The sequence below is a fragment of the uncultured Alistipes sp. genome (assembly GCF_963931675.1).
Lineage (GTDB): Bacteria > Bacteroidota > Bacteroidia > Bacteroidales > Rikenellaceae > Alistipes.
This window is the reverse complement of sequence record NZ_OZ007039.1, coordinates 1,278,977-1,303,301: the sequence shown is the minus strand read 5'-3', so window position 1 is coordinate 1,303,301 and position 24,325 is coordinate 1,278,977. Positions and strand designations below refer to the sequence as shown.

Genomic DNA, 24,325 nt, shown 5'->3' with positions numbered 1-24,325 from the left:
TCAAAATCGTGCGCCTGGCACCAAAAATCTTTATTTTTTGCCTATTTTTGTCTCCGGGAACAAACCCCGAACCTGCAAAATGACCGATCCGGAATACCTGTACGGAAAAAATCCCGAGGAACTCGCCACACTCTGCAACGAACTGGGAATGCCGCGGTTCGCCGCCCGGCAGATCGCCCGATGGCTCTATGTCCGCCATGTCGAGGATCCCCTGCGCATGACCGACATCGCCGCCGCACACCGGCAGCGCCTCGCCGAACGATTCGCTCCCGCACTCCGCGCTCCGGAACACGAAAGCCGCTCCGCTGACGGAACCAAAAAATACCTCTTCCGGACCCTCCAGGGCCATTTCATTGAGTCGGCCTACATCCCCGACGGCGACCGCGCCACGCTCTGCGTCTCCTCGCAGGCCGGATGCCGCATGGGATGCCGGTTCTGTGCCACCGGGAGGCAGGGACTCCAGCAGTCGCTATCCGCGGCCGAAATCCTCAACCAGATCGTCTCGCTCCCCGAGCGCGACCGGCTCACGAACCTCGTATTCATGGGCATGGGAGAGCCCCTCGACAATGCGGACAACGTCCTGCGGGCCCTCGAAATCCTCACCGCCGAGTGGGGATTCGCCTGGTCCCCGACCCGCATCACCCTCTCCACGGCCGGGGTCGTGCCACAGCTCCGGCGCTTCCTCGACGCATCGAAGGTCCATCTGGCCGTGAGTCTCCACAACCCCTTCCCCGACGAGCGCGCCGAGATCATGCCCGTCGAAAAGGCCTGGCCCATCGCCCAGGTCGTCGAGATCCTGCGCGAGTACGACTTCACCCACCAGCGCCGCGTCTCGTTCGAATACATCGTCATGAGCGGGCTGAACGATTCGCCCCGCCATATCCGCGAGCTGTCGCGGCTGCTGAACGGAATCAAATGCCGGATCAATCTGATCCGGTTCCACAAGATTCCCGGGTCTCCCTACTTCTCGCCCGACGCCGACGCCATGATCCGCTTCCGCGACGCACTCACCGCCCGCGGCATTCAGACCACCATCCGCGCCTCCCGCGGCGAGGATATTCAGGCCGCCTGCGGGCTGTTGAGCACCCGAATGAAAAACGAACCCGCTTAATACGCAATCAGCTTACCCAATCTTTTCATCGCTTGCCTCCCTTATGCCAAAGGCATATGAACAGGAATATCGTCAAGGCAAAGTTCAGCCACATCCCAAAGGATAATGAGCCAATACGCATATACATACGCTCTGCCAAAAAGTTATTTCCATTGGGCTCTACTATGTACTTCATATCTACATAGGCATTTACCCATATCAATAACTCATATATGACAATCAGCGCAAATGCAATAATACCGACTGTTTTCTGCCATTTCTTCATATGCGAAGATATTCATTATAAGCTGTACAAAATTACAAAAAATGCCATTCATTTGTCTATAATGAACAGCATTTCTTTTTGAGATTCAGCAATATAAAAAGCGGGGCTCAGAGAGCGAAAGGAGACTTGTTCGGATTCGGTCCCCGTTCTGCGGGGAGAGACAGGAGGGGGGGGGTGGAGGCAGACTGGGAAAAGACAGAGAAAGAGGCAGAGGAAGGGCAACAGAAACAGAGAAAGACCGAGAAAAAGCGGGGGGGGGTCAGTTCCGCGGACGGCGGCGGAGCGTTGCAGCCAAAGCGTGCATGGCCAGCAGATTGACTCCGGCGATCAGACAACCCGCCACGGCGCAAAGCACGTATTCCCGGAGGGAGAACATTCCAAGTTGAAGCAGCGTCCGCAATCCCCATCCGCAATAGAGCAAACCGATCAGGGAGGTGGCGACAACCGGGACGTAACGCCGGATCAAGAGCCCCTGCAGCAGATGAACGACAAGGTGCACGCCAAAGGCGAGGAACAACGCCAGCCACGGATAGCAAACATCCGCCCATGCCGCCAACGCCGTGACCCCCAGCACCAGCACGAACTCTTCGGCTGCGATCCCGGCAAAGGTCGTACGGGAAATTCCGTCGAAAAACGGAAGCAGGCGGGAAAACCCGCGCGGAAAACGGTTCAAGAGCCGCCCCCGATGGCGTTGCAGCCAGGACGGCAGGAAGAGAACCTCTTCGGCCTCATGCAGCACGAACACCGCAGGAAACAACCATAGAAGCGTTTCGGAGAGCAAAACCGACACTATTTTTTCGGGGTATAGACCACCTTTTTCGTCTCGAAAAACTCCTCGTCGAAGAACGTACGGATGTCGTAGAGATTCCACCGTTTGCCCGTGCGGGCCAGTTCTTCGGCCAAATCCCCGCCCTTCAGGTAGAGAATGCCGTTCGGAAGCGTCCCCCGCTGGCCCCGGTCGATCTTCGACCAGATCCACTCCACAAACTCCGGCATCGCCGTCACGGCCCGCGAAACCACGTAGTCGTAGCGCTCCGGCAGCGTCTCGACCCGCACGCAGCGCGGCGTCAGATTCGTCAGGCCCAGGCCCTGCGAGACCCCCTCGACCACCGTAATCTTCTTGCGGATCGAATCCGCCGCCGTGAAGTGCGCCTCCGGAAAGAGAATCGCCAGCGGAACCGACGGGAAACCGCCCCCGCACCCCACATCCAGAATCCGCGCTCCGGCTTCGAACCGGCAAACCTTCGCAATGGCCAGCGAGTGCAGCACATGCCGGATGTAAAGCTGGTCGAAATCCTTGCGCGACACAACGTTGATCTTCGCGTTCCAATCGGCATAAAGGCCGTACAGCGCGGCAAGGCGCTCCCGCTGCGCCGCATCGAGTTCAGGGAAATATCCGTATATCTTCTCCAGGTCGCTCATGGTCGTTTCGATTTTTTAGGGGGGGGCCGCCGGACCGCCTCAACGGTTCTCGCCCTCGGCAATCAGGCGGCACATCTGCTCCCGCGCCCGGTGGATCTGCGTCTTCACCGTACCCAGCGGCAGCGAAAGCTTCGCCGCAATCTCCTCGTAGGAGTATTCGTCGAAGAAGCGCATCACGATCAGCTGCCGGTAACGCGGGGCCAGCCGTTCGAGGTAGTGCTCGATCTGCGTCCGCTGCTGCAGGTTGATCACGCTCTCCTCCGGAGTCGGGGCACTCGATGCCGGAGCCGCAAAGCGGTCATCGATCGACAGGTCCTCCTGACGCCGACGCACGAAGTCGATGAACGTATTCCGCGCAATCGTATAGACCCACTGCCCGAACGTATACTCCCGGCTGTAGCGGTGCAGGTTGATATAGACCTTGATGAAGGTCTCCTGCAACAGATCGTCGGCGTCGTTCGTACCCCCGAGCCGCTGCACAAAAAGTCGGTGGATCGCATCCCGGTAGCGGTTGAACAGGTACTCGAAGGCCGTATCGTCGCCCTGAAGCACCAGCCCGACCAGCTCCCGGTCCTCGGCTACGATATAGTCGGCTATCTCCATACCCGTCCGTCCCGGCGCAGCAGCTGCACGCCCAATATTGCCGACCACAGCGGGCTCAGCAGATCATACAGGAAGTAGCGGCCCAGAATCCCCTCTTCACCCAGGCGGCGCGCCACACGGCGCACCCCGAAAAGGACGAAACCGTAACGGACCAGCGCGATCAGCACCGCCCCGAGTTTATACTCCACGGGCATGACAACCAGGGCGCAGAGCAGCGTCAGGAAGAAGAGAACCCGCGAGCCCAGTTCCCAACGGACATAGGTCTTCACGGACTGCGGGTAGAACCGGAACGACGACCCGTAGTAGCGCAACTGGCTCATCCACCAGCCCAGACCGCCCCATGTCTTCTCGCGAAGCGTCGCCCGCGGCGAAAGAATCACGCTCACGTTGTCGCGCGTCATGACCCGTTGCATGAAAAGGTCATCCTCGCCGATATTCATGTTCAGGTGGTCGAAGCCGTTGGCCCCGAAATAGAGCCTCTTCGTGAAACCGAAGTTGTGGAGCGTTCCCCGGTAGGCCCGGCGCCGGACGGCCCGCGCAATCCAGGCCGCAGAGTGCATCAGCCGCCACGTCCGTATCAGGTAGTTCGCAAAACCCTTCCCGCGCTCGATCCCGCAGTAGCCCACGACGATCTCCCCGCGCATGAAACCCTTGGCCATCAGCGACAACCACCGGTCCGTCTGCGGCACGGCGTCCGTCGAGGTGAAGATCAGGTGTTCGTAATGCGCCGACTTGATGCCCACGTTCAGCGCCATCTTGCGCGAAATCGGGAATCGCGGGTCCAGGTGGATTTTCGTGGTCGTGATCTGCGGAAACGACTGTTTCAGGCGCGTAAGGTCCTCGTAGAAATCCGTATCGTGCCCCACATAGACGATCACCACCTCGAAATCGGGGTAGGCCTGGGCCAGAATCAGCGGAAGACGCTCCTCGACGAACGAATAGTCCTCCGAAAACAGCGGAACGATCACCGAAACCGGCGGCTCCACGTCCAGCGTCACCGCCCGGCGGTTGTTCTTGTAAGCGGAGATCCTCCCGTAAACGAAAATATAGTAGTAGAGCTGTACGCCGAACATCAGAAGCAGGGACCCCGCAAGCGAAAGCCCCTCCCAGCCATACGAGACCAGAATTTGTTCGAAGAATCGCATATTGACAAAATATGCGCAAAGATACGAATATTTTGTGTAATTCTGGAAAACTTCTGTTAGTACCTTATACAAAGGACTTTGGGATAATTACCCGTTTTTGAGGTAATGACTTGGCAACGGTACAATCTGCTGCGTTCTACCTTGAATTGCTTTCAAGTAACTCGTTTCTGTGTACAAAAATAATAGAATAGTCCGATGCACACAAGGTACATCAAAGAAAAAGTTCGACTATTTTTTTAGTTTGTTTAATCGCATTACAATCGAAGTTTGACTTCTACCCATTTTGTTTGCAATATATTTGACACTCTTACCTTCATTGTGCAGTTTCAATAAAAATTGGTCTGCACTTCTTGTCCATCTTTTATTGGCGTTAGGGTGCTTTACATAGCTTTCTTCTGACACCTTTTCGGGGTGCAAGAATTCATCCACAAATACAGACGGGAAACGCTTATCGTATAATACAAGCGTTTTTATCTTAGCCCTTGTTATTGCAACATAGAATAATCTTCTTTCTTCTCCGTATGGGAATTGGTCGCTCTTAGTGAGCACATAGTTAAGCACAGGGTCGTCACTCACCTGTGATGGGAAACCGTATGTATCTTTATTGCATTGTAAGAGTATTACATAATTCGCTTCAAGACCTTTTGACTTATGTACGGTTAAAAACTCTATTTTTCGTCCTCCTATCACATAGTAGAATCTATTACCCTCTTTAATTGATTGGTACATAAAAGAGAGGTAGTAATCATCAAAAGAGTAACGCCCCAATAGGAATATTGATTTATCCGATGGAATAGAAGCCACAAGTTGCCCTATCGTATTGCAGTAATCTCGTCTATCATAAGCATAGAATTCCAACTCGGTTCTCATTTCTGAGCTGAACGAATGGATATTCTTTTGTATTTGGGCTTTATTGCGTTGTATAAAGTTCGACGATAAAGAAACCAAAGGCTCTCCAAACCTGTATGTAGTTTCAATCTTGTTTATCTCCGTTGCTCCAAAATATTCGGGGAATTGATTGAATAGAGCCATATCACTTCCCGAAAAACGATAAATAGACTGCCAATCATCACCCACACAATACAACTTTGCAGGAGGATTACCCTCTCGCAATACTTTCAAGAAGTTGTAACGGTCAACAGATATATCTTGAAACTCATCCACTATGATATAATCATATTCAACAGGGTGTGAAGTACGACATATCTCAGTGGCTTGAAGAATAGCATCGGTAAAATCAATTTGGTTACTATCGCTTAACGCATTTATGTAGCGTTCATATACAGGTTGAAATATATTCTTGATGATAAACACACTTCGTTCATCATCTGCATTTTTGGCTTGTTTCAAAACCTCTTTAACTGATTTACAACTTGATTTTACCAATGTAACGAAAGTAACAACAAGTCGTATAAACGCCTTTTCCTGCTTGCTGCCTTTGGGTAGTACTAAATCGTATAACTCCTCATCGGTCTTTTCTTGAATTGGTACACCTGCTTCAGCTAATAGTTTACGGAGTTTATCCCTAATATCAGAATAATGGAAATCTGCACTTGATGTTACTAAAAGTTGTGTGCCAAATTTCTCGTGAGCAGTTTTCTTCCAAGTTATACCATCATTGTATTTCTGATTGGCTTCTTCGTAGGTTATACCCTTATCTTTTGCGAACCAAGCAGGAACAAGCCCGTGTTCATCAACTCCGAAATGTTCAAGATAGATGCGTTTGGTTACTCCTCCTTGCTTAAAATATATTGAGAAGTCGGGACGATATTGTGAGTGCATCTCATCTGCTAATTGATGTTCGTATGGTTCTTCATATCTGAATTTCACTCCCAGCGAGGACAAAGCAAAACATATTTTTTGTTCTTGTTCACTTCTCACATATATGGCTCTGCCGTCCATATCGGGGAACATCGCCTTTAGCTGCACATTCTTTAGTCCTGATAATTGCTCCCGTCTTTCATTCTTGCGTTGTTCCCAATCAGCTTCATTCGTTTGGTAATCAATAAAGTATTCCACTATACTTTTCTTGAAAGACGATTTATCTAACAATTTGTGATATATATCTACAAACAATGAATCTGTATTGTCGTAAATAGATGGTTTTGTACCTGTCGTTTTGCCTATAATATCAATGGCTAACTTATGGAATGTGTAACCTTTCAATCCATTGGTCGCCATTCTTTCGGTTAGTTCGGCTGCTGCTTTGTTGGTATAACTGATAAGTAAAATTCTTTCAGGTGCTATACCCTTGATTTCGGTGAGATATTTAACCTTACCGACAATTGAAGAGGTTTTACCACTACCTGCACTGCTGACTACTAAACAATTATCCTCTTCTGAAACAATTGAGCGTCTTTGTTGCTTGTCTAATGGGTATTTTAGGCAATGGTCGAAAAAGTCCCTGTGCGTGTCAAGTAGAAAGGTTATAACACCATCATTATGTTGTTTTACAAGTTTGTTGATTCTTCCAAAGTCGTTAATGAATTTGGATATGGTTTCTGATGGAGTGATGTTAAAGGCTTTAAGTTTCTTCAGAAGTGAATATGCCTCTTGGAAATGTACCTTATAATGATTGATGAAATCTTTTTCTTGCGTTGCGGAGATTACCCTGCCATAAAAGCCATTATTTAAGTCTGAGGGAATATCTATAAACGCCCCCTCCTTAAGAGCCGATAATCTCTCTTTTGCTTGCTCATAATTTGATTTCTCGCTATATGCAGATATATGGTTTAGCTTTTCTGCAAGCTCTTTGGATTTGTTTTTTAGGCGTGTTCGTACCATCGCTATTACAATAACCGAAATAGCAATTATACAAATTACCCAAATGAACAATGGCTGCATATTGGAAGTAATATTTATCTGAATCTTTCAATCCATCTATAATCATCCCCCTTAGTACTCCACTGAAATTTCCACATATCACCTGTATTATCGTTTATAAGATAGTATTGATACATACTTGTCAGTGGCTGAATAGAGAATATACACCTTTCGTTATTTTCTACTAATTCGTATTTATTTATAGGAATACAAAATAGGTTGTCTAAATCTTGTGTACTATATTGAACTTGCCATAGTCGTCCATTATATGAGTCCAACAATATAAATGTCCACATGTTGTCAGTGGCAAACATCTGAAATCTATTAGTCCAATTTGACGACTTCTCAGGATATGCAAGAGAAAATATGTTGATTGGTGCAGCAAACATGTAATCCTCACCCTTGACACTAAACTGGACTTGCCAATTCTTACCTGTATATGTATCAAGCATTATGAATGTCCACATATTCTGTGTTTCATAAAGGCGAAATCGTCCTTCTTTATCTCCTAAAATTTCTCTCGCACTACAAATTTCCCAAGACTGACCATCATCTTGAATTTGTTGTATTTCGCCTGTCATTGTATTTAAGCGAAGTTGATTATGATAGTTCCGAGTCTTATACATTTTATAGACTTGAGCATATGATGTAAAAGCTATAACCATTAAAGCGAATAATACGAAAAGCTTTTTCATAATTCTGTTATGTTATTATTTGACAATTAACGGATTGTATTTCTTATTCATGTACCAGATACATTTTGAATAAGTCGCATACATTGGATACTAAATATCCTCTAAATCTTTTTGAATTTTAGTTTCTACATTTTGAGAATCACGATAACGAATCATTACCATACCCTCATAAATACCAGAAGTTTTTTCTATCGATAATTCAATGTTTCCTCCTGTTACCTCCCAAGCACTACCCCAAACAACAGTTCCTTGATGAACTTCTGCCATTAAAGCTGTATTGGAATCCGAATGGGCAGGGTTCTTCTCTTTTGAAATAGTCGGATTGCCATATTTTCGGGTGTATAAATCTTTATAATAGTTATAAGTATTAACAAGCGTATTCCATTCACCACTTGGGTCAAACAACACAGCTACGGCAAATACACTTTTCCCATCATCTGTAGCTGTTACACCTATAGTTGCATTACGACCTGTAAAGTCTCCCATAAACAATGCAAGATTGTTTTCACTGCCAATAGAAGTGAATCCTTTAGCTTTTAACTTCTGACAAAATTCAGTCATACTTCCCTCAATGGGAATTCCCTTAAAGGTAAGGTGTTCGGAACTACTTTGAGCATACGATGTCAAAGCAATTAAAACAAATGCGAATGATACAATCAACTTCTTCATAATTTGTTGTATTATATTTAATAAACATTTTAGTCCAACCTACGAAAAAGCGTGAACTACAAAGCCACACTCTTACTTGAAGGTCGTAGGAAACCATAGATGCAGATGTAACAATAGTAGCCCACGCTATATGCGTGAGAACCACTATGCTATCCTTGCATCTAATTGAAAATTTCCTACGTTTTCAAGTACAAGATAAGCATAACGCTTCTTCTTAATTCTAATATGTTTTGGAAAGAGTAGCCTCAATCCAATACAAAAGTATGAAAAATCCGTGATATACCATTCTACTATCACGGATTTTTTTGATTTACAGTTTCATACTTCTATTCTGTCTTGGCTTCGGTATTCCGATGGCTTCTCTAAACTCATTCATCTTCTTTCTGAACCAGTTCACGTGAGAAACCCCGTCTATCTTGAAATCGAATTTACCGTTTTCATCCTGTTTGATAGAGCAGACGGAGTGTCGGGTATCAAAACTTCGGTTAAATTCGGAAGAATAGAGTTCGCCTTTTATCCCGACCTCCTTGAACTCGCACAGTCTTCTGATTATTCCGTCATTGAACTTCAATCGGTCACGCAGGAAGTTTATTATAGGCATCAGCTTCTCCACATATGGAAAGTAGCGTCTGACAAAATCCGCAAACTCCGACAGCTTGCGGTGCTGTTGCTCGTAAGCGTTTCTTATCTCCTGTATCTGCTTGGCTTGTTGCCGTTCCCGTTGTCGGGCTTCGTTTTCAAGTTCAAGGATGCGGTCTTGCAAATCCTCGTTCCTGCGCTCCAACGATTTCATCTTTCCACTTCCGAAAAGAGAGCCCACACTGCTTGCAAGGGCGGTTGCCGTATCGGTGGCTGCGTTTTTGAGCTTGTCGGTACGGATTTCCGCTTTCACCTGCTTCAGTTCCTCCTGCGCCTCGGCTTTCTTCTCCTGCAACAGTCTGGTTTCAGTTTCGAGGACTTCATTCTTCTTTTTCAAGTCCCTATAATACTGCATGGTGGTGGTGTGCCGTGCTTCCGAACCCCGTACCCCACGCTGCAATCCGTATTTCGCCATCACCCTTGCGTAATTGTCGTGGTAGGCGACCAAGGTCTGGCGGTTGAACAGGTCATCGGCACACAAGCGGACGGAATTTGTTTTCTTGCGGTACTTGCGCTTACCGTCCGTTTGCTCTTTCTTGGCTTTGCGCCTTTCACCCGTCACGATGGGAACAACGGCTGCGTGGATGTGCGGAGTCTTCTCGTCCATGTGCAGATGTGCGGCAACCACATTGTCTTTGCCGAATGTGGCTTGCAGCCATTGGATGCTGTCGTTGCACCATTCATCGAGTTCTCCTTTTTCCTGTATGTTCATCATGTCCTCGTGCGTACCCGACAAAACCACCCGAACGACACGGACTTGGTCGTGTGTGATTTTCCGTCTGATGCCTGCCGTGTTCAGTCTGTGGGCAATCGCTTCATCCCTGCCGTGAACGCCATCGGGGTATTCGACAAGCACCCTGTTCAGATGTGTCCTTGTCGGGTCTGCGTTTTTAGGTATTATCTTTCTCTCTATATGGTCGGACTGCGTGGTGTCCGATGTACCCTTTGCTTTCTTAATGTCCAATGAAAAATATCCCATTTTATTTCTATTTTGCGGTTATCGTTATGTTTCTTCTCTCTGCCTGTGGCATCGGCTCACAGGGTTTATTATGCAAATGAACCCTTGCTGCACTCGGCATAATCCAAACGAGTTTGGCTTCTGCTCTCGTTTGCACAGGGTTTCCAAAGGGATTTCCCTTTGGCTCGATAGGGTGTTTTTAGCGTTACGGAGTAATGCGTGAAGAAAACGCCCTATTGAGCTATGGTATTTCTGTCTAAATACCTTTCGGAAAGCAGACGAGCACATTACAGATGAAATCCCCCTTTCTTTTTCGGTGGCTGCATCATCCGCCTTGCGGATTGGACTTGCTTCTTCTCCTTTATCGGCTCTGCCGATTGGGACAAGGGCTTACCGCACAGGTAGTCGTTCAAGTCCTTATACTCACGATAGTACATTGACTTGTCAAGCAGCCGTTCCCCAAACTTCTCTTTCAGCTTCTTGCAAGTGTTCCGTCCTGCCGTGTCGTTGTCAAGGAAACAGCCGACTTGGGTGTAGGTCTCCAATATGCTTTCCGCTTTTGCAAGATTGGAAACGGAGTTCAATATGATATAGTCCTGTGTGTCCAATCGCGGGTGTTGCGGATTGTTTTCTACTCGGATGGTAAGGAATGAAAGGTAATCCATGAACCCCTCGAACAGGTAACACATACATCGTTGTCCGCCCTGCTGTCGGATATGGGTGATATCTTTCGGGGCGACACATCCCTTGAAGTATCTGTTGCGCACTTCATATCCTCCTGCCATGTTCGGAAAGCCGATGGCAAAATAGGGTTTGTCGGCATTCATAAACCGAAGCTCCCTGCATTCTCTTTTGGCAAGTCCGATGTTTATTCCCCTTTCTTGCAGATAGGCTATAAGAGCAGGGGAGGACAATTCTCCAACCTTTAATCCCTGATAAGTACGATTGTCGGAATGCTGTCTGCCAAAAGAGAACGATGCAGGGCGGATGTATGCTGTCCGCTCCTCTATGCGTCTCAACAGATAGGCTACATCTTCCGAACGGTAGAGTTCCGCTGCCAATGCGAGGATGTTTCCGCCTTTGCCGATGCCGAAGTCATACCATCTTTCAAGCTCGGTGTTTACCTTGAACGATGCGTCCGTTTCTTCCCGTAACGGTGATTTGTACCACAGATTCCTGCCTTGTTGCTTTACAGGCGTATAGCCCAGACTTTGCAGATAGTCTGCCAGTTTGATTTGCTTTACATCTTGGATTGTCATATTACATACGGTTTTGAAGTTGATGAAAATTTGTTGATTTGGTGAATTGTCAATGTAATATGTTTATATACAGCCTCGTAACCTCTCAACATCTTCTCAACAAACCGCTCGCCAAAAGAGAAATCCACAAACGGGTGTCGGTGGTCTCTCAACTTCTCTTTTGGCTTGTTGAGATTTTGTTGAGAATGTATATCGTTTATTGTCAGTGTATTTATACCCATATTCAACAATTCAACAGAAAAATGATAGTATTACAGGGATTCGAGTTGCTTCCTTGTGACGGTGTAGAAGCGTCCCACCCTCTTTATCGGCTCATAGTGACAACTTCTGTTGTAATTGCCCTGATAGGTGGTGTAGGTAAGCCCGTTTGGTGCAGGTGTCAGTTTCCAGCACTCCTGCACCACCTTACGCACTTGGTGCTTTTCCGCCTTTACCTGCGAGTGCACCAGCAGTACGACAAGGTCGTTAAGGCAGAATGAAACGCTATCCACATCCATTGCAACCATAATGTCAAGCAGCAGTTCCGACATCTCTATCTCCAGCCGATTGCGGTTGCTACGGATAATCTTCTGCAAGGCTTCTGTATGCAGCAATGTGGGGTTGAACCACATCCGGCTTTCCTTTTCGGTGGACAGTTTTCTGTGTTGCAGGAAATGGAGAAAGGCGGGTATCTCCGCTTTCAGCTTTTGCAGGAAGTCGGTATCATCGGACTGCAAGCGGTCTATCTTGCGCACCCAATAGCGTGTTTCCCCTGAGGCTATGATTACGGGCAGATGCTCGTTGTTGGAACACAGCACGAATTTGGCGAAGAACGCAATCTCATCACGGTCTTTGCCTTTGGCTTCCACCTTATAGGAAAGTGTGGTGCTGAGGTTCTTCAACCGCTCGCTATCCTCCCTGCGGTTGAGCAGCACCTCATCCACCACGATAAGGAGCTTGCCAGCCCAGTCGGAATTGAACTGGCTGCGGAAATCCTCGTTGGTGTTGAAAGTCACATTGTTCTGAAAAAGGGCTTTCAGAAAGTTCAGGAAGGTGCTTTTGCCCGTGTTGCGTTCTTCCGACACCAACAGCAGGATAGGCAACTTCTGAATTGGTTGCAGGTAGAGCAGTTGCAGATAGTCCATCCCCAACTCGTACTGTTCCCCGAAGATGTGCCGTACCAAAGATTGGATATGCGATAAATCGCCCTCCTGCGGTCGGTGGTCTATCGGTTCGTAGAGGTTAAGGAACTTGCCGACCACGGAACGGTAGCCGATGTGTTCGGGTACTGTGCAGAAGCCGTCATACTTGGGAACTCTGCCGATGTAATCCTTGCCGTAATCCTGTCGCAGGGTCTCGTTGTTCCATGCGATGCGTTTCCTTATATACCCTCCGTTCAGTTTGGGCTGCTCCACAATCTTATAGAGCGTTGTCCCCACTCGGATAAACTCTTCCTTTGCCATGCCGCCATCCGATGGCGGTCTGTGGCTGTCCTGTTGTTCGATAGCTGACATAATCAAATGGTTTTAAGTTTGAAAATTACCAGCTGCAAAAATATAATCAATTATCGGATAGGTTGTTATGCAAAACACGGCAGAATGGTGACAAATAGCCCCCGAAACAAAAACTTTCAATGGTTTGGGACAGGAAACGGGTTGTGCAAACGGAAAACTCCCGAAAAGCGAATGTCGGATTACGCTTTTCGGGAGAAAAAATCAGAGCGTCTGTCGTACTGACTTAATGAATTACTGACTTACCGAGTGAATTATGTCAGGCATTCAGCTACGAGAAGTATTCGGATTTGGATATACCGTTGGTATTCAGCGAGAAGAAGATGCTTGTTTTCTCTTTTCGCAGGTACAGTATTTCAAGAACGGCATTGCGTACCCGTTCCGCTCCGAATGTGCCGATATGGAAAGCGAGGGTAACTATCGCTTCAAGGTTGTAAACCTCCATACAGCAATTATCGGATACCCGTATGCTTCGCCTTATCCCGTATTCCCTTAAAACTCCGCTCTTGCAAAGAGCCTTCAGCCCTGCACGGAATGTCGGGGCGGTTACTCCGAACAGGTCGCAAAGTTCCCATTCGCTCATGGCGGTTGCGCTAATGTCGGTCGGCATGATGATGTTGCCGTTACCGTCTGTTGTTATGATGCTTCGTTTCATGGCTATGCTTGGTTATGGGGTTACACTTCCGAACGATGCGTTCAGCTTGTTGCCGAACATCGTCAGGTCATTGTCAAGTTTCTGCGTGGTTATCTTCGCATAGATTTGAGTCGTGACAATGTTCGTGTGTCCCAGAACACGGCTCACGCTTTCAATGGGCATCCCCTTGCTAAGAGCCAGTGTTCCAAACGTATGACGAGCGCAATGGTAGGAGATTTGCTTCTCTATTCCGCATTCCGCCATTACCTTTTTCAGCTGTTTGCACATCGTCCAATAGTTGATTTTCCCGAAAACCAGCTTGTCTTCCGACAGATACTTGTACCGTTCGATTATCTGCAAGGGAATATCCAGCAGCTTCACTTGGAACGGGACATTTGTCTTGTGCCGTTTCGACAATATCCATTTCTCACCATTCACCTCCACTATTTCATCCGTTGTGAGTTCTTTCATATCCACGAAAGACAAGGCGGTGAAACAGGCGAAAATAAACAGATCCCGCACCAATGCGAGGGTGGGGTTGTCAAACTCGTGCGCCATGATTCTTTTGATTTCGTCCTCTGTCAGATACTCCCGTTCTTTAACATTCGGGCTGATATGGAACTGCGCAAACGGATTTCTCGGTATCAGTCCGTTATAGTGCGCACGCATGACCACCCCTTTCAGCCACATGCAGTTCAGCCAGATGGTGGCGTTTTTCAGTCCCCGTTCAGCCGTAAGATAAGCCGCAAACTCCTTGATGAAGTCGGGTGTAAGTTCCAGCATGGACATGTCCGTCCGTCTGTAGAATGACTTGATAAAGGCTGCGACATAGTTCCTTGCCCTTACCATGACCTTGTACGTGCCGATGCTGCGGTCTTTACCGACACGTTTCAGGAAGTTGGCGCAATCCTTGTCAAAAGCCTTTATCAGTGTCTCATACTCGCTTCCTACCCCTTGGTAGGCATTGCGCACCATTTCAGCCGTTACGTATGCCTCTCGGTCGGATATGCGCTGATAGTGCTTGATGATTTGCGCCTTGATGTTGTCCAATGCCAGATTGACGTTCCGTGCTTCGGCACTCTTGCCTTTGGCTCGGTTGCCTTTCGCATCCCAAAGGGTTTTCGGGATGGTCTGCTTGCAGCTGAACTGCGCCACAGTACCGTTGATTGTCACTCGTCCCATGATGGGGACAATACCGTCTTTCTCCTTGCTGCCGTTCACGTAGAACAGCACTTTGAATGTACTTCTTGCCATACTCGTTTTTTTGTTTGCAAAGTTAAATATCAACGAGTTAGACCTTGATATGCAAATCGGTGACAAACGGTGCAATAGCATCTCCCATATGTTAAATCTTACTCTTTCACGGGTAATGATTTGCAAACCATTCTTCTTCTTAAATCCGCTTTTCTTTGCGTTTTCCGCTTTTTCGGCTTGTCATCATTTGACACCGTAACAACTCTGATATTAAGTCGTTTAGCGTCATTTCACCCGTTTTTCGAGGTTATTCCAGAGATTTTCCGTATTTTTGCCGAATAGATGCGTATGAAATTTACCCTCCAACAGAAAGACCCCGCCTCGCAGGCCCGCGCCGGTGAACTCCAGACCGATCACGGAACGGTCCGGACCCCGATCTTCATGCCCGTAGGCACCGCCGCTACCGTCAAGGGAATCTTCCACCGGGACGTCCGCGACGAAGCTCATGCTCAGATCATACTGGCCAATACATACCACCTCTACCTGCGGCCCGGCATGGAGATCCTCGAACGCGCCGGAGGCGTCCATCGCTTCTCCACCTGGGACGGACCCATGCTCACCGACAGCGGAGGCTTTCAGGTCTTCTCCCTCGCCGCGTGCCGCAAGCTCAAGGAGGAGGGGTGTTATTTCCGTTCCCACATCGACGGCTCGAAGCACCTCTTCACCCCCGAAAACGTCATCGATACCGAACGCACCATCGGGGCCGACATCATGATGGCCTTCGACGAGTGCCCCCCGGGCGACGCACCCCGCGAATACGCCGCCAAGTCGCTCGACCTCACCGAACGGTGGCTCGACCGATGCTTCAACCGCTACCGGCAAACCTCGCCCAAATACGGACACTATCAGGCGCTGTTCCCCATCGTCCAGGGATGCACCTATCCCGACCTGCGCGTCCGCGCCGCCGAGAACGTCAAACAGTACGATGCCGACGGATATGCCATCGGAGGTCTGGCCGTCGGGGAACCCACCGAGGTGATGTACCGAATGATCGAGGTGGTAAACGCCATTCTCCCCGAGGACCGGCCCCGCTACCTGATGGGGGTCGGCACGCCCGTCAACATCCTCGAAGGAATCGAACGCGGTGTCGACATGTTCGACTGCGTGATGCCCACGCGAAACGGCCGGAACGGCCAGCTCTTCACCGCCGAAGGCGTCATCAACATCCGAAACAGGAAGTGGGAGGACGACTTCTCCCCGATCGACCCCGACGGTACGGCCTTTGTCGACACGCTCTACTCGAAGGCCTATCTGCACCACCTGGCAACCTGCGGCGAAATGCTCGCCGCACAGATCGCTTCGCTCCACAACATCGCATTCTACCTCCGGCTTGTCGGCGAGGCCCGCAGCCACATCCTCGCCGGGGATTTCAAACCCTGGAAAGAGTCGATGGTCCAAAAACTCACAAGAAGGCTCTGATCGATGAAAATTCGTTTCCCCGGATTCAAGATTCTGGACCGGTACATACTCGGCAAGTTCCTCGCAACCTACTTCTTCGCCATCGCGATGATCATCGTCATCGTCGTGATCTTCGACTACGCCGAGAAAATCGACGACTTCACCGCCACGCACGCCCCGATGAAGGCCATCCTGCTGCAGAACTACCTCAACTTCATCCCCTTCTTCATCAATCAGTTCAGCGGGCTGTTCACCTTCATCGCCTGCATCTTCTTCACCTCGAAGATGGCCTATCAGACCGAAATCGTCGCCATGCTGTCCGGTGGAATGTCCTTCCGACGTCTCATGTGGCCCTATTTCCTCGGGGCGCTCATCATCGCGTCGCTCTCGCTCACCCTCAACCTCTGGGTCATACCCCGCTCCCAGCGCCGCGTCATCGCCTTCCAGCAGGAGTACATCCCCAAAAAGCAGAATACACGCTACGACCGCCACATCTACCGGCAGATCGAACCCGGCACCTTCGCCTACATCCGCGGATACAACGGAAACTCGCGCCAGGCCTCGTTCTTCGTCCTGGAACGCTATGAAAAGGGATCCATGATCCGTTCGCTCGAAGCCTCCGATGCCAAGTTCGACCCCGAAACCAAACGCTGGACAGCCCCCCGGTACACCAAACGCGAATTCGCGGCCGACGGCAGCGAAACCTTCGAACAGTTCCGCAACCTCGATACCCTCATCAACCTCGAAGTCGCCGAACTCGGGGCCATCAACGACCTGATTCAGACCATGAACATCACCGAACTGAACCAGTTCCTCGAACAGCAGCGCGCCAAAGGTTCCGATTCGATCAACATCATCGAGGTCGAGAAGCACGCCCGATACGCATACCCCCTCTCGACTTTCATCCTCACGCTGATCGGCGTCTCGCTCTCCTCACGCAAGGTCCGCGGCGGAACCGGTCTCCACATCGGTATCGGGACCGGGCTCTGTTTCTCCTACATCCTCTTCAACCGTTTTTTCGAGGAGTTCGCCAAGAGCGGCACGCTCCCCACGGGAATTGCCGTCTGGCTCCCCAACATCATCTACCTCGGCATCGCCGTCTACCTCTATCAGAAGGCGCCGAAATAAATCCATGACCATGCAGAAACCAGCCAGCTTCCTCGCGCGGATCCGGGAGCACAAGCTCCTCTGGAACCTTCTCGTCATCGCCGCGATCATCCTCGTGATGGCCGTCGCCGCACACCTGCTCATGCAGATCGGCACACGCCACGGGGCCCGCCGCACCGTCCCCGACTTCTCGGGAATCCCCCTCCCCGAGGCCCAGCAAATCGCCCGGAAGAACGACCTCAAACTCCACATCAACGACTCGCTGTTCGTCCCCGCATACGAGGGCGGAATCGTCCTCGACCAGCTCCCCGAAGGAGGTGTCGAGGTAAAACCCGGACGGACGGTCTATATCACAATCAACTCCTTCCGACAGAAGATGGTGCCCGTGCCCTACGTCGCCGGACGGTCGCTCCGCCAGGCCAAGAACATGCTCGAAATCGCAGGGCTCGGAATCGATGAGCTCATCTACCGGCCCGACATCGCCACCAACTACGTCCTCGAAGAGTATTGCGGCGGGAAACCCGTCCAGCAAAACTCCCGAATCGAGGCCGAAATGGGATCGGGCATCACGCTCTACGTCGGCGTCGAGGAGGGATACGCCTCGACGATCGTCCCCCAGGTGGTCGGACAGCCGCTCGCTCAGGCCAAAGGCCGGCTCTGGGAGCTCGGGCTGAACATCGGGCGTATCGATTTCGACGAGGGAATCAATCTACTCAACCAGAAGGATGCCCGCGTCTACATCCAGATCCCCGGGGCCGAGCACGCGGCGGCGTTGGGCTCGCGTGTCGACCTGCGCCTCACGCTCGATGACGAAAAACTCGCCAAACACCGGGCCGAAGCCGAAAAACAGGCTGCCGAAGCCGCCGAGGCACGGAGGGCCGAAGAACAGGCCGAACGCGATTCGCTGGTCCACCTCTCGCTCGAAGAGGCCCTGGCCGAGCCCGCCCGGGAACCGGAAAGCCCCGAAGCCCACCACACGAACGACAACAACGAAGGATTTTTCGACTGATGAGTGCCGAACGCCATACCGACGACCCCGCTCTGGACAGGCTTCCCGAGGATCCCGAAACGTTGGCTGCCGAATCGGAGGACGAGGAGGAGGCCGGGCTTTACGAGCACTTCGCCGTGACGGCCGACAAGGGACAGACCCCGATGCGGCTGGACAAGTTCCTGACCGTAAGGATGGAGCACTGCTCACGAAACCGCATCCAGGCCGCGGCCGACAGCGGGAACATCCTCGTCAACGGAAAGGCCGCCAAGTCGAGCTACAAGGTCAAACCCCTGGACCGTATCCAGATCGTGCTGCCCTACCCGCGACGCGAAACGGAACTCGTGGCCGAAAACATCCCGCTCGACATCCCCTACGAGGACGACCATCTGCTGATCGTCAACAAACCCGCCGGAATGGTCGTCCACCCCGGGGTGGGGAACTATACCGGAACGCTGGTCAACGCCCTGGTGTACCACCTCAACGCCCAGGGAATCTCGGCCGAGGAGCAGAACCGCGCCGGGCTGGTTCACCGCATCGACAAGAACACTTCGGGGCTCCTCGTGATCGCCAAGGACGAACAGACCCATGCCCGGTTGGCCAAACAGTTCTTCGACCACACGATCCAGCGCCGCTACGTCGCCCTCGTCTGGGGCAATTTCGACGAGGACGAGGGGACCATCACCGGGAACATCGGCCGCAGCCCGAAAGACCGGCAGAAGATGTACGTCTTCGCCGACGGTTCGGACGGCAAGCACGCCGTAACCCACTGGAAGGTATTGCGCCGATACGGTTACGTAACGCTCGTGGAGTGCCGCCTCGAAACGGGCCGCACGCATCAGATCCGCGTCCACATGGCCTGGATCGGACACCCGCTCTTCAACGACGAGCGCTACGGCGGAGACCGCATCCTCAAGGGCACGACCTTTGCCAAATACAAACAATTCATCGAGAACTGCTTCGCCCTGATGCCCCGCCACGCACTACATGCCCGCCTGCTGGGATTCGAGCACCCCGCCACGCACCGCGACGTCCTGTTCGACAGCGAGCTGCCCGAAGACTTCAAGGCCCTGCTCGCCAAGTGGGACACCTACATCGCCGGGGGACGGGGCGCGGAAGATCCCGAATAGAGGGGCCGCAGCCGCCTGATTGCAACGACTCTATCAACAACGAAACATGTTTCTGCCGACAACCGTCAAGGAGGTCCGCGAACGCGGATGGGATCAGTTGGACGTGATCCTCTTCTCGGGCGATGCCTACATCGACCACCCGGCCTTCGGAGCCGCTGTCGTGGGGCGACTGCTCGAAGCCGAAGGCTACCGCGTAGCGATCGTCCCCCAGCCCAACTGGCGCGATGACCTGCGCGACTTCACCAAACTGGGCGCCCCGAGGCTCTTCTTCGGGGTATCCGGAGGCGCCATGGACTCGATGGTCAACCACTACACGGCCAATCTCCGGCTGCGCCACGACGACGCCTACACCCCCGGCGGAAAGGCCGGATTCCGCCCCGATTACGCCGTGACGGTCTACACGCAGATCCTCAAACGGCTCTATCCCCATGTCCCAGTCGTCGTCGGAGGCATCGAAGCCTCGCTGCGGAGGCTCACCCACTACGACTACTGGAGCGATCGGCTGAAACCCTCGCTGCTGGCCGAAAGCGGCGCCGACCTCCTGATCTACGGCATGGGAGAGGGCGTCGTCCAGCAGGTCGCACGCGCCATGCGCAACGGATACAATGCCAAACTGCTGCGCAAGATCCGCCAGGTAGCCTTCCTCGCCGACGAAGGCTATGTCGCGCGGCTCGATCCCGAGCGCACGATCCGCCTCCATTCGTTCGAGGAGTGTCTGCACGACAAACGCGCCTTCGGCGAAAACTTCACCGTCATCGAGACCCAGAGCAACCTGATGGCCCCCGAAGCCACGCTGGTCGAGACCGTCGGCAGCCAGTATGTCGTCGTGACACCCCCCAATGCCGCCCTCACGACCGAGGAGCTGGACCATTCGTTCGACCTCCCCTACGAGCGGGCGCCACATCCCCGCTACGCGGGCCGCGGGGAGATTCCGGCCTGGGAGATGATCAAGTTCTCAGTGAACATCCACCGCGGCTGTTTCGGCGGATGCTCGTTCTGCACCATCTCCGCCCATCAGGGCAAGTTCATCCACTCCCGCAGCGAACGATCGATCCTCGCCGAAGTCGAACGCATCACGAAAATGCCCGGATTCAAGGGATATCTCTCCGACGTCGGGGCTCCCTCGGCCAACATGTACCGCATGGGCGGCCGGGACCGGGCGCTCTGTGCCCGGTGTCGGCGTGCGTCGTGTCTCCACCCCGCAAAGTGCCCCAATCTCGACAACGACCACCGGCCCCTGCTCGATCTCTACGCGAAGATCCGCGCCGTGAAGGGAATCAAGAAAGCCTTTATCGGCAGCGGAATCCGTTACGACCTCTTCGACGACTCGCCCTATCTGCGCACCTTGCTCGTCCACCACACCTCCGGGCGGCTGAAGGTCGCCCCGGAGCACACCGAGGAGGGCGTATTGCGACTGATGCGCAAGCCCCCCTTCGCCCTCTTCGAAAAGCTCAACGCGGATTTCCACCGCATTTGCCGCGAAGAGCAGCTGCCCTATCAGTTGATTCCCTACTTCATCTCGTCGCACCCCGGATGCACGGAACACGACATGAAGGCCCTCGCGGAAAAGGTGCTGGGCAGGCTCCATTTCAATCTGGAGCAGGTCCAGGACCTGACACCCACACCCATGACCCTCTCGTCGGTGATGTTCTATACCGGAGAAAATCCCTACACGCACGAACCGGTGTACGTCGCCCGCTCGCAGGAGGAGAAGCGCCGTCAGAAGAGTTATTTCTTCGGAGCCGGCGGAAAGGCGGCTCCCAAAGGCGGAAAAGGAGCCGGAAACGGAAGAAAAGAGCTCAGCGGCAGCAAGGGCGGGCACAAGGGTTCTTTCCGGAAAGAGCCCGGAAAGGGGACGAGTCCCCTGTTTCGGAAAGGGACGAAAAAAGGCTGATTCGACATCGAATCAGCCTTTTTCATATCCGGTCGGAGAGAGTTATGACCACAGCGGTTTCAGCACCCCGAAGAGCAGGCACGCAATCAGGAACGTCGCCACGATATTGAAGGTCTGGGCCGTCAGGAAGGCCCGCAGGATGTTGCGGTTCTCCTTCGAGATGATCTCCTTCAACCGCGTATCGAGCCCGATGCAGACGAAGGCCAGCGAGAAGAAGACCGACGAGAACATCTTCGCCACGCCCGGTTCGAGCAGTTTGCCCTTCGCACCCGGCACGAAGGCCCCGCTTGACTGCAGCAGGCTGAAGACCAGTGAAGCCGCCACGAAGCCCAGGATAAATTTCGGGAACTTCTCCCAGACGATGCCCAGTGACGGCTTCTGACCGCCCGCGCCGCCCCGGGCCGAGAGATACAGCGCGATAAAGAAGGCTACCACACCGATCAGCACGTTCTGGGCCGCCTTGATGATCACGGCGTGCCGGTTGGCAACCTCCCCGACGATCATACTCGATGCCGCAACGCCCGACGTCGTGTCGATCGTACCGCCGATCCACGCCCCCGCGACCTCCTCGGCCACTTCCGGGGCAAACAGGTGCGGAAGGATCCAATGGGCCAGCCACGGCATCAGGTAGATCATCGGAACCACCACGATCAGCACCAGCGAGACGATGTAGGAGAGCTTGCGGTCGTCACCCCCGGCAACACGCGCCGCCGTGATACAGGCCGAGACCCCGCAGATCGAAACCCCGCTCGAAAGGACCATCGCCGAGCGTTCGTCGACGCCCAGGCGCCGCGAAACCCGGAAGGCGAAGAACCAGACCACGGCAACCACCAGGCAGGCCTGCAGCAATCCGAAGATGCCGGATTTCATCACGTCGCTGAAGAGGATCGTTGCCCCGAGGCACACCACGCCGATCTTGATGAAGAATTCGCCCTGGATCGCCGGTTTCATCCACGCCGGGACCCGCCATACGTTCCGGACCAGCAGGCCGAAGAGCACCGAGAAAAAGACCGATTCGAAACCGTAATACGAGACGGCCGGGAGTTTGGCCACCATCTGCGCCAGCAGCGACAGCGCGAAGACCACCACCAGCGACGGCAGCATCCCCCGCAAGGGACGGCGCAGCAGCAGGCTCCCGACATAGAGCACCACCAGGACAATCAGAAACAGGTAGGCGATGTTGTACCACGCCACTTCGCCGATCAGGGTCGACGGCACGGAGGGCAGGTCGGAGGGAATCAGCGCAGCAAGCGCCAGCAGCGGGATCGAAACCCACACCACAACCCAATCTTCGGTTCGGAGTTTTTCAAGCCAGTTTTTCATTCGTCGTTCATCGGTTGCATCAAACAAGGAACCCCTTGCGAAGTCCCCGGCGCCGCGGAACCAAAGATCCCGGAACATCGGGCGGACGATCAAAGAGGTGGCGGGAAACACCGGCGCCGGGCTGGATTCCAAAAAGCGGGAATCACGAACGGATCGAAGGCCAAAGCCCGCCGCCAGCGTCGGAAAAAGCCGTTTTCCCCGATGCAAAATTCGGAATTTCAACACTGCCCGTCAATACGCGAAAATACCTATATTTGCCCGCCGGGCCGCCGATTTCAACAACAAGCCCCCGTCGGCAGCCGACAGGGGTGAAGTCTGAGACCCTTTCCGGGCGTTGGCAGGGAAAAGCCGGATCCTCCCGGACCCTCAGCGCGGCATCGGGAACGAAAGCGTCCGGGCATCGAGGTAGGCATCCGGGAAAGGACCCCAGTTCCAAGCCTGACCGTTCGAAAGATTGAAATGCGGACCCAGACGCAACGTGTTGTTGTCGATCACCGTAACCCGCGAAGGCAGATTCTCCCGCTGGATCACCACGACAGAGGTCATCGAAACCGCAGGTTTGGTCTTCAGCGGTGTCATCGTCCGGTAATCCGGCTTCCAGGGTGACATGTGCGCCAAAGAATCCGGCAATGTAAAACCCGGGGTCATATGCCGTACCGTATCCGGTTTGAACTCGATAGGCCGTTCCGGAAGTTGGGCCGTGGCGGCCAAAACTGCGAAAAGAGCAATTGCCGCCAAAAATGTGTGCCTTTTCATGGTTTACATCTCTGTTTTTCCTGTTAATAAAACGTCAAAAAACCTCCCGTAGTATGCGGATCGAATGCACGGAGTTGATCCCTTCGAGATGATAACCGAAATAGGAGATCATTGCACTCAAAAAGTCCGACCGCTGCGTCCGGTTGAGTTCGATCTCGCCCAGAAGCCGCACGTCCATGCCCAGCATCCGGTCCAGCAGCGCCGCGCAGGGCTGTGTCATCGATCCCGGATGGACCGGGCACGTCGGCGTGTAAAGGCCCTCCCGGATGTCGAACCACCAGCCGTCCCGGTAGTCGTTCCCCGGACGGAAACCCAGCAGACGGCTCAGATTCGCCAGGAACCACAGGTGGAAATTCGGAACACCCCGCTCCAGCGCGTCCAATGCCGCGGTCGAACTCCAGACGAATTCGAACAACGCCTCGTTCGGCTCACTCTCCCGGATCAGACGATACAAAACTTCGGCCATAAAGAGCGCAATCGTCGACTTCCGCACGTCGAAAGGCAGGCTCTGCAGCAGAAAACCCGAACGAACCTCCCTGAAGCGGTCCATCTGCTGCCGCGGAGACTCCAGCCCCTCGAACTCCACCGGAAACAACGGCTGGAACAGCGCCAGTTTCGAACCGTGACCCTTCCGGCTCCGGACTCCCTGCACCATATAGCTCCGACGACCGCCCACATCGGTCAGCAGGTAGGCAACCAGCGACGTGTCGCCGTATTTGAGCGTGTGCAGAACGATGCCGCGCCCCTTGTAACTCTTCACCC

The 24,325-nt window shown here is 52.6% G+C and carries 22 protein-coding genes; 6 read left to right on the top strand and 16 right to left on the bottom strand.

Annotated elements, in window-relative coordinates; genetic code table 11:
- Positions 1-79: 79 nt before the first annotated feature.
- Entirely contained in the window at positions 80-1,111 is a 1,032-nt protein-coding gene (gene rlmN, locus ABGT65_RS05630) for a 23S rRNA (adenine(2503)-C(2))-methyltransferase RlmN (RefSeq protein ID WP_346700426.1), read from the top strand.
- Positions 1,112-1,136: 25 nt separating this feature from the next.
- Here the strand turns inward: rlmN and ABGT65_RS05625 are convergent, their stop codons facing one another.
- From ABGT65_RS05625 to ABGT65_RS05565, 13 genes are all read right to left on the bottom strand, one after another.
- A complete protein-coding gene (locus ABGT65_RS05625; protein ID WP_346700424.1) occupies positions 1,137-1,376 on the bottom strand; it encodes a hypothetical protein in 240 nt (79 codons plus the stop codon).
- 259 nt (positions 1,377-1,635) lie between these two features.
- A complete protein-coding gene (locus tag ABGT65_RS05620) occupies positions 1,636-2,133 on the bottom strand; it encodes an HXXEE domain-containing protein (protein ID WP_346700422.1) in 498 nt (165 codons plus the stop codon).
- Positions 2,134-2,165: 32 nt separating this feature from the next.
- Entirely contained in the window at positions 2,166-2,789 is a 624-nt protein-coding gene (gene rsmG, locus ABGT65_RS05615; protein ID WP_346703060.1) for a 16S rRNA (guanine(527)-N(7))-methyltransferase RsmG, read from the bottom strand.
- 48 nt (positions 2,790-2,837) lie between these two features.
- Positions 2,838-3,401, bottom strand: coding sequence for an RNA polymerase sigma factor (locus ABGT65_RS05610; protein WP_346700421.1), 564 nt, complete (start codon positions 3,399-3,401; stop codon positions 2,838-2,840).
- Positions 3,392-4,546 (bottom strand): glycosyltransferase, encoded by a 1,155-nt coding sequence (locus ABGT65_RS05605; protein ID WP_346700419.1) that lies wholly within the window; start codon positions 4,544-4,546, stop codon positions 3,392-3,394. The genes ABGT65_RS05610 and ABGT65_RS05605 overlap by 10 nt, the downstream gene beginning before the upstream one ends.
- A 228-nt stretch (positions 4,547-4,774) precedes the next feature.
- Positions 4,775-7,390: a UvrD-helicase domain-containing protein gene (locus ABGT65_RS05600; RefSeq protein WP_214445786.1), complete on the bottom strand. Its 2,616-nt coding sequence runs from the start codon at positions 7,388-7,390 to the stop codon at positions 4,775-4,777.
- 14 nt (positions 7,391-7,404) lie between these two features.
- Positions 7,405-8,064 (bottom strand): hypothetical protein, encoded by a 660-nt coding sequence (locus ABGT65_RS05595; RefSeq protein ID WP_214445787.1) that lies wholly within the window; start codon positions 8,062-8,064, stop codon positions 7,405-7,407.
- A 90-nt stretch (positions 8,065-8,154) separates the two neighbouring features.
- A complete protein-coding gene (locus tag ABGT65_RS05590) occupies positions 8,155-8,733 on the bottom strand; it encodes a hypothetical protein (protein ID WP_007855990.1) in 579 nt (192 codons plus the stop codon).
- A gap of 310 nt (positions 8,734-9,043) precedes the next feature.
- The gene (mobV, locus tag ABGT65_RS05585) at positions 9,044-10,351 is read right to left on the bottom strand and encodes a MobV family relaxase (RefSeq protein WP_007855989.1); all 1,308 of its coding nucleotides are present in this window, start codon (positions 10,349-10,351) and stop codon (positions 9,044-9,046) included.
- Between the two features lie 266 nt (positions 10,352-10,617).
- Positions 10,618-11,589, bottom strand: a complete 972-nt coding sequence (locus ABGT65_RS05580) for a toprim domain-containing protein (RefSeq protein WP_214445788.1) — start codon at positions 11,587-11,589, stop codon at positions 10,618-10,620.
- A gap of 251 nt (positions 11,590-11,840) precedes the next feature.
- The gene (locus ABGT65_RS05575; RefSeq protein ID WP_214445789.1) at positions 11,841-13,082 is read right to left on the bottom strand and encodes a primase-helicase family protein; all 1,242 of its coding nucleotides are present in this window, start codon (positions 13,080-13,082) and stop codon (positions 11,841-11,843) included.
- Between the two features lie 268 nt (positions 13,083-13,350).
- Positions 13,351-13,734, bottom strand: coding sequence for a hypothetical protein (locus ABGT65_RS05570; RefSeq protein WP_013617184.1), 384 nt, complete (start codon positions 13,732-13,734; stop codon positions 13,351-13,353).
- A 12-nt stretch (positions 13,735-13,746) separates the two neighbouring features.
- Complete coding sequence (locus ABGT65_RS05565; protein WP_007855984.1) at positions 13,747-14,967, bottom strand: site-specific integrase; 1,221 nt, start codon at positions 14,965-14,967, stop codon at positions 13,747-13,749.
- 288 nt (positions 14,968-15,255) lie between these two features.
- Here ABGT65_RS05565 and tgt point away from each other — a divergent pair, with 288 nt between their 5' ends.
- The 5 genes from tgt to ABGT65_RS05540 are packed head-to-tail and all read left to right on the top strand — an operon-like array spanning position 15,256 to position 21,484.
- On the top strand, positions 15,256-16,386 hold the full coding sequence (gene tgt / locus ABGT65_RS05560) for a tRNA guanosine(34) transglycosylase Tgt (protein ID WP_346700415.1): 1,131 nt from the start codon (positions 15,256-15,258) through the stop codon (positions 16,384-16,386).
- Between the two features lie 3 nt (positions 16,387-16,389).
- The gene (locus ABGT65_RS05555) at positions 16,390-17,493 is read left to right on the top strand and encodes an LptF/LptG family permease (protein WP_346700413.1); all 1,104 of its coding nucleotides are present in this window, start codon (positions 16,390-16,392) and stop codon (positions 17,491-17,493) included.
- A gap of 10 nt (positions 17,494-17,503) precedes the next feature.
- On the top strand, positions 17,504-18,481 hold the full coding sequence (locus ABGT65_RS05550) for a PASTA domain-containing protein (RefSeq protein ID WP_346700411.1): 978 nt from the start codon (positions 17,504-17,506) through the stop codon (positions 18,479-18,481).
- On the top strand, positions 18,481-19,590 hold the full coding sequence (locus tag ABGT65_RS05545) for an RluA family pseudouridine synthase (RefSeq protein ID WP_346700409.1): 1,110 nt from the start codon (positions 18,481-18,483) through the stop codon (positions 19,588-19,590). The genes ABGT65_RS05550 and ABGT65_RS05545 overlap by 1 nt, the downstream gene beginning before the upstream one ends.
- 46 nt (positions 19,591-19,636) lie before the next feature.
- Entirely contained in the window at positions 19,637-21,484 is a 1,848-nt protein-coding gene (locus ABGT65_RS05540; RefSeq protein WP_346700408.1) for a YgiQ family radical SAM protein, read from the top strand.
- 42 nt (positions 21,485-21,526) lie between these two features.
- Here ABGT65_RS05540 and ABGT65_RS05535 read toward each other — a convergent pair whose 3' ends face one another.
- The 3 genes from ABGT65_RS05535 to ABGT65_RS05525 all read right to left on the bottom strand — a co-directional run bounded on the left by ABGT65_RS05535 (position 21,527) and on the right by ABGT65_RS05525 (position 24,323).
- Positions 21,527-22,807, bottom strand: a complete 1,281-nt coding sequence (locus ABGT65_RS05535; protein ID WP_346700406.1) for a putative sulfate exporter family transporter — start codon at positions 22,805-22,807, stop codon at positions 21,527-21,529.
- A gap of 366 nt (positions 22,808-23,173) precedes the next feature.
- Entirely contained in the window at positions 23,174-23,416 is a 243-nt protein-coding gene (locus ABGT65_RS05530) for a hypothetical protein (protein WP_346700404.1), read from the bottom strand.
- Positions 23,417-23,597: 181 nt separating this feature from the next.
- Positions 23,598-24,323: a DNA repair protein RecO gene (locus ABGT65_RS05525; RefSeq protein WP_346700402.1), complete on the bottom strand. Its 726-nt coding sequence runs from the start codon at positions 24,321-24,323 to the stop codon at positions 23,598-23,600.
- Positions 24,324-24,325 lie beyond the last annotated feature (2 nt).

Coding starts and splice junctions, on each gene's coding strand:
- rlmN (WP_346700426.1), top strand. CDS start 80: ATGACCGATCCGGAATACCTGTACGGAAAAAATCCCGAGGAACTCGCC.
- ABGT65_RS05625 (WP_346700424.1), bottom strand. CDS start 1,376: ATGAAGAAATGGCAGAAAACAGTCGGTATTATTGCATTTGCGCTGATT.
- ABGT65_RS05610 (WP_346700421.1), bottom strand. CDS start 3,401: ATGGAGATAGCCGACTATATCGTAGCCGAGGACCGGGAGCTGGTCGGG.
- ABGT65_RS05605 (WP_346700419.1), bottom strand. CDS start 4,546: ATGCGATTCTTCGAACAAATTCTGGTCTCGTATGGCTGGGAGGGGCTT.
- ABGT65_RS05600 (WP_214445786.1), bottom strand. CDS start 7,390: ATGCAGCCATTGTTCATTTGGGTAATTTGTATAATTGCTATTTCGGTT.
- ABGT65_RS05595 (WP_214445787.1), bottom strand. CDS start 8,064: ATGAAAAAGCTTTTCGTATTATTCGCTTTAATGGTTATAGCTTTTACA.
- ABGT65_RS05590 (WP_007855990.1), bottom strand. CDS start 8,733: ATGAAGAAGTTGATTGTATCATTCGCATTTGTTTTAATTGCTTTGACA.
- mobV (WP_007855989.1), bottom strand. CDS start 10,351: ATGGGATATTTTTCATTGGACATTAAGAAAGCAAAGGGTACATCGGAC.
- ABGT65_RS05580 (WP_214445788.1), bottom strand. CDS start 11,589: ATGACAATCCAAGATGTAAAGCAAATCAAACTGGCAGACTATCTGCAA.
- ABGT65_RS05575 (WP_214445789.1), bottom strand. CDS start 13,082: ATGTCAGCTATCGAACAACAGGACAGCCACAGACCGCCATCGGATGGC.
- ABGT65_RS05570 (WP_013617184.1), bottom strand. CDS start 13,734: ATGAAACGAAGCATCATAACAACAGACGGTAACGGCAACATCATCATG.
- ABGT65_RS05565 (WP_007855984.1), bottom strand. CDS start 14,967: ATGGCAAGAAGTACATTCAAAGTGCTGTTCTACGTGAACGGCAGCAAG.
- tgt (WP_346700415.1), top strand. CDS start 15,256: ATGAAATTTACCCTCCAACAGAAAGACCCCGCCTCGCAGGCCCGCGCC.
- ABGT65_RS05555 (WP_346700413.1), top strand. CDS start 16,390: ATGAAAATTCGTTTCCCCGGATTCAAGATTCTGGACCGGTACATACTC.
- ABGT65_RS05550 (WP_346700411.1), top strand. CDS start 17,504: ATGCAGAAACCAGCCAGCTTCCTCGCGCGGATCCGGGAGCACAAGCTC.
- ABGT65_RS05545 (WP_346700409.1), top strand. CDS start 18,481: ATGAGTGCCGAACGCCATACCGACGACCCCGCTCTGGACAGGCTTCCC.
- ABGT65_RS05540 (WP_346700408.1), top strand. CDS start 19,637: ATGTTTCTGCCGACAACCGTCAAGGAGGTCCGCGAACGCGGATGGGAT.
- ABGT65_RS05535 (WP_346700406.1), bottom strand. CDS start 22,807: ATGAAAAACTGGCTTGAAAAACTCCGAACCGAAGATTGGGTTGTGGTG.
- ABGT65_RS05530 (WP_346700404.1), bottom strand. CDS start 23,416: ATGTCACCCTGGAAGCCGGATTACCGGACGATGACACCGCTGAAGACC.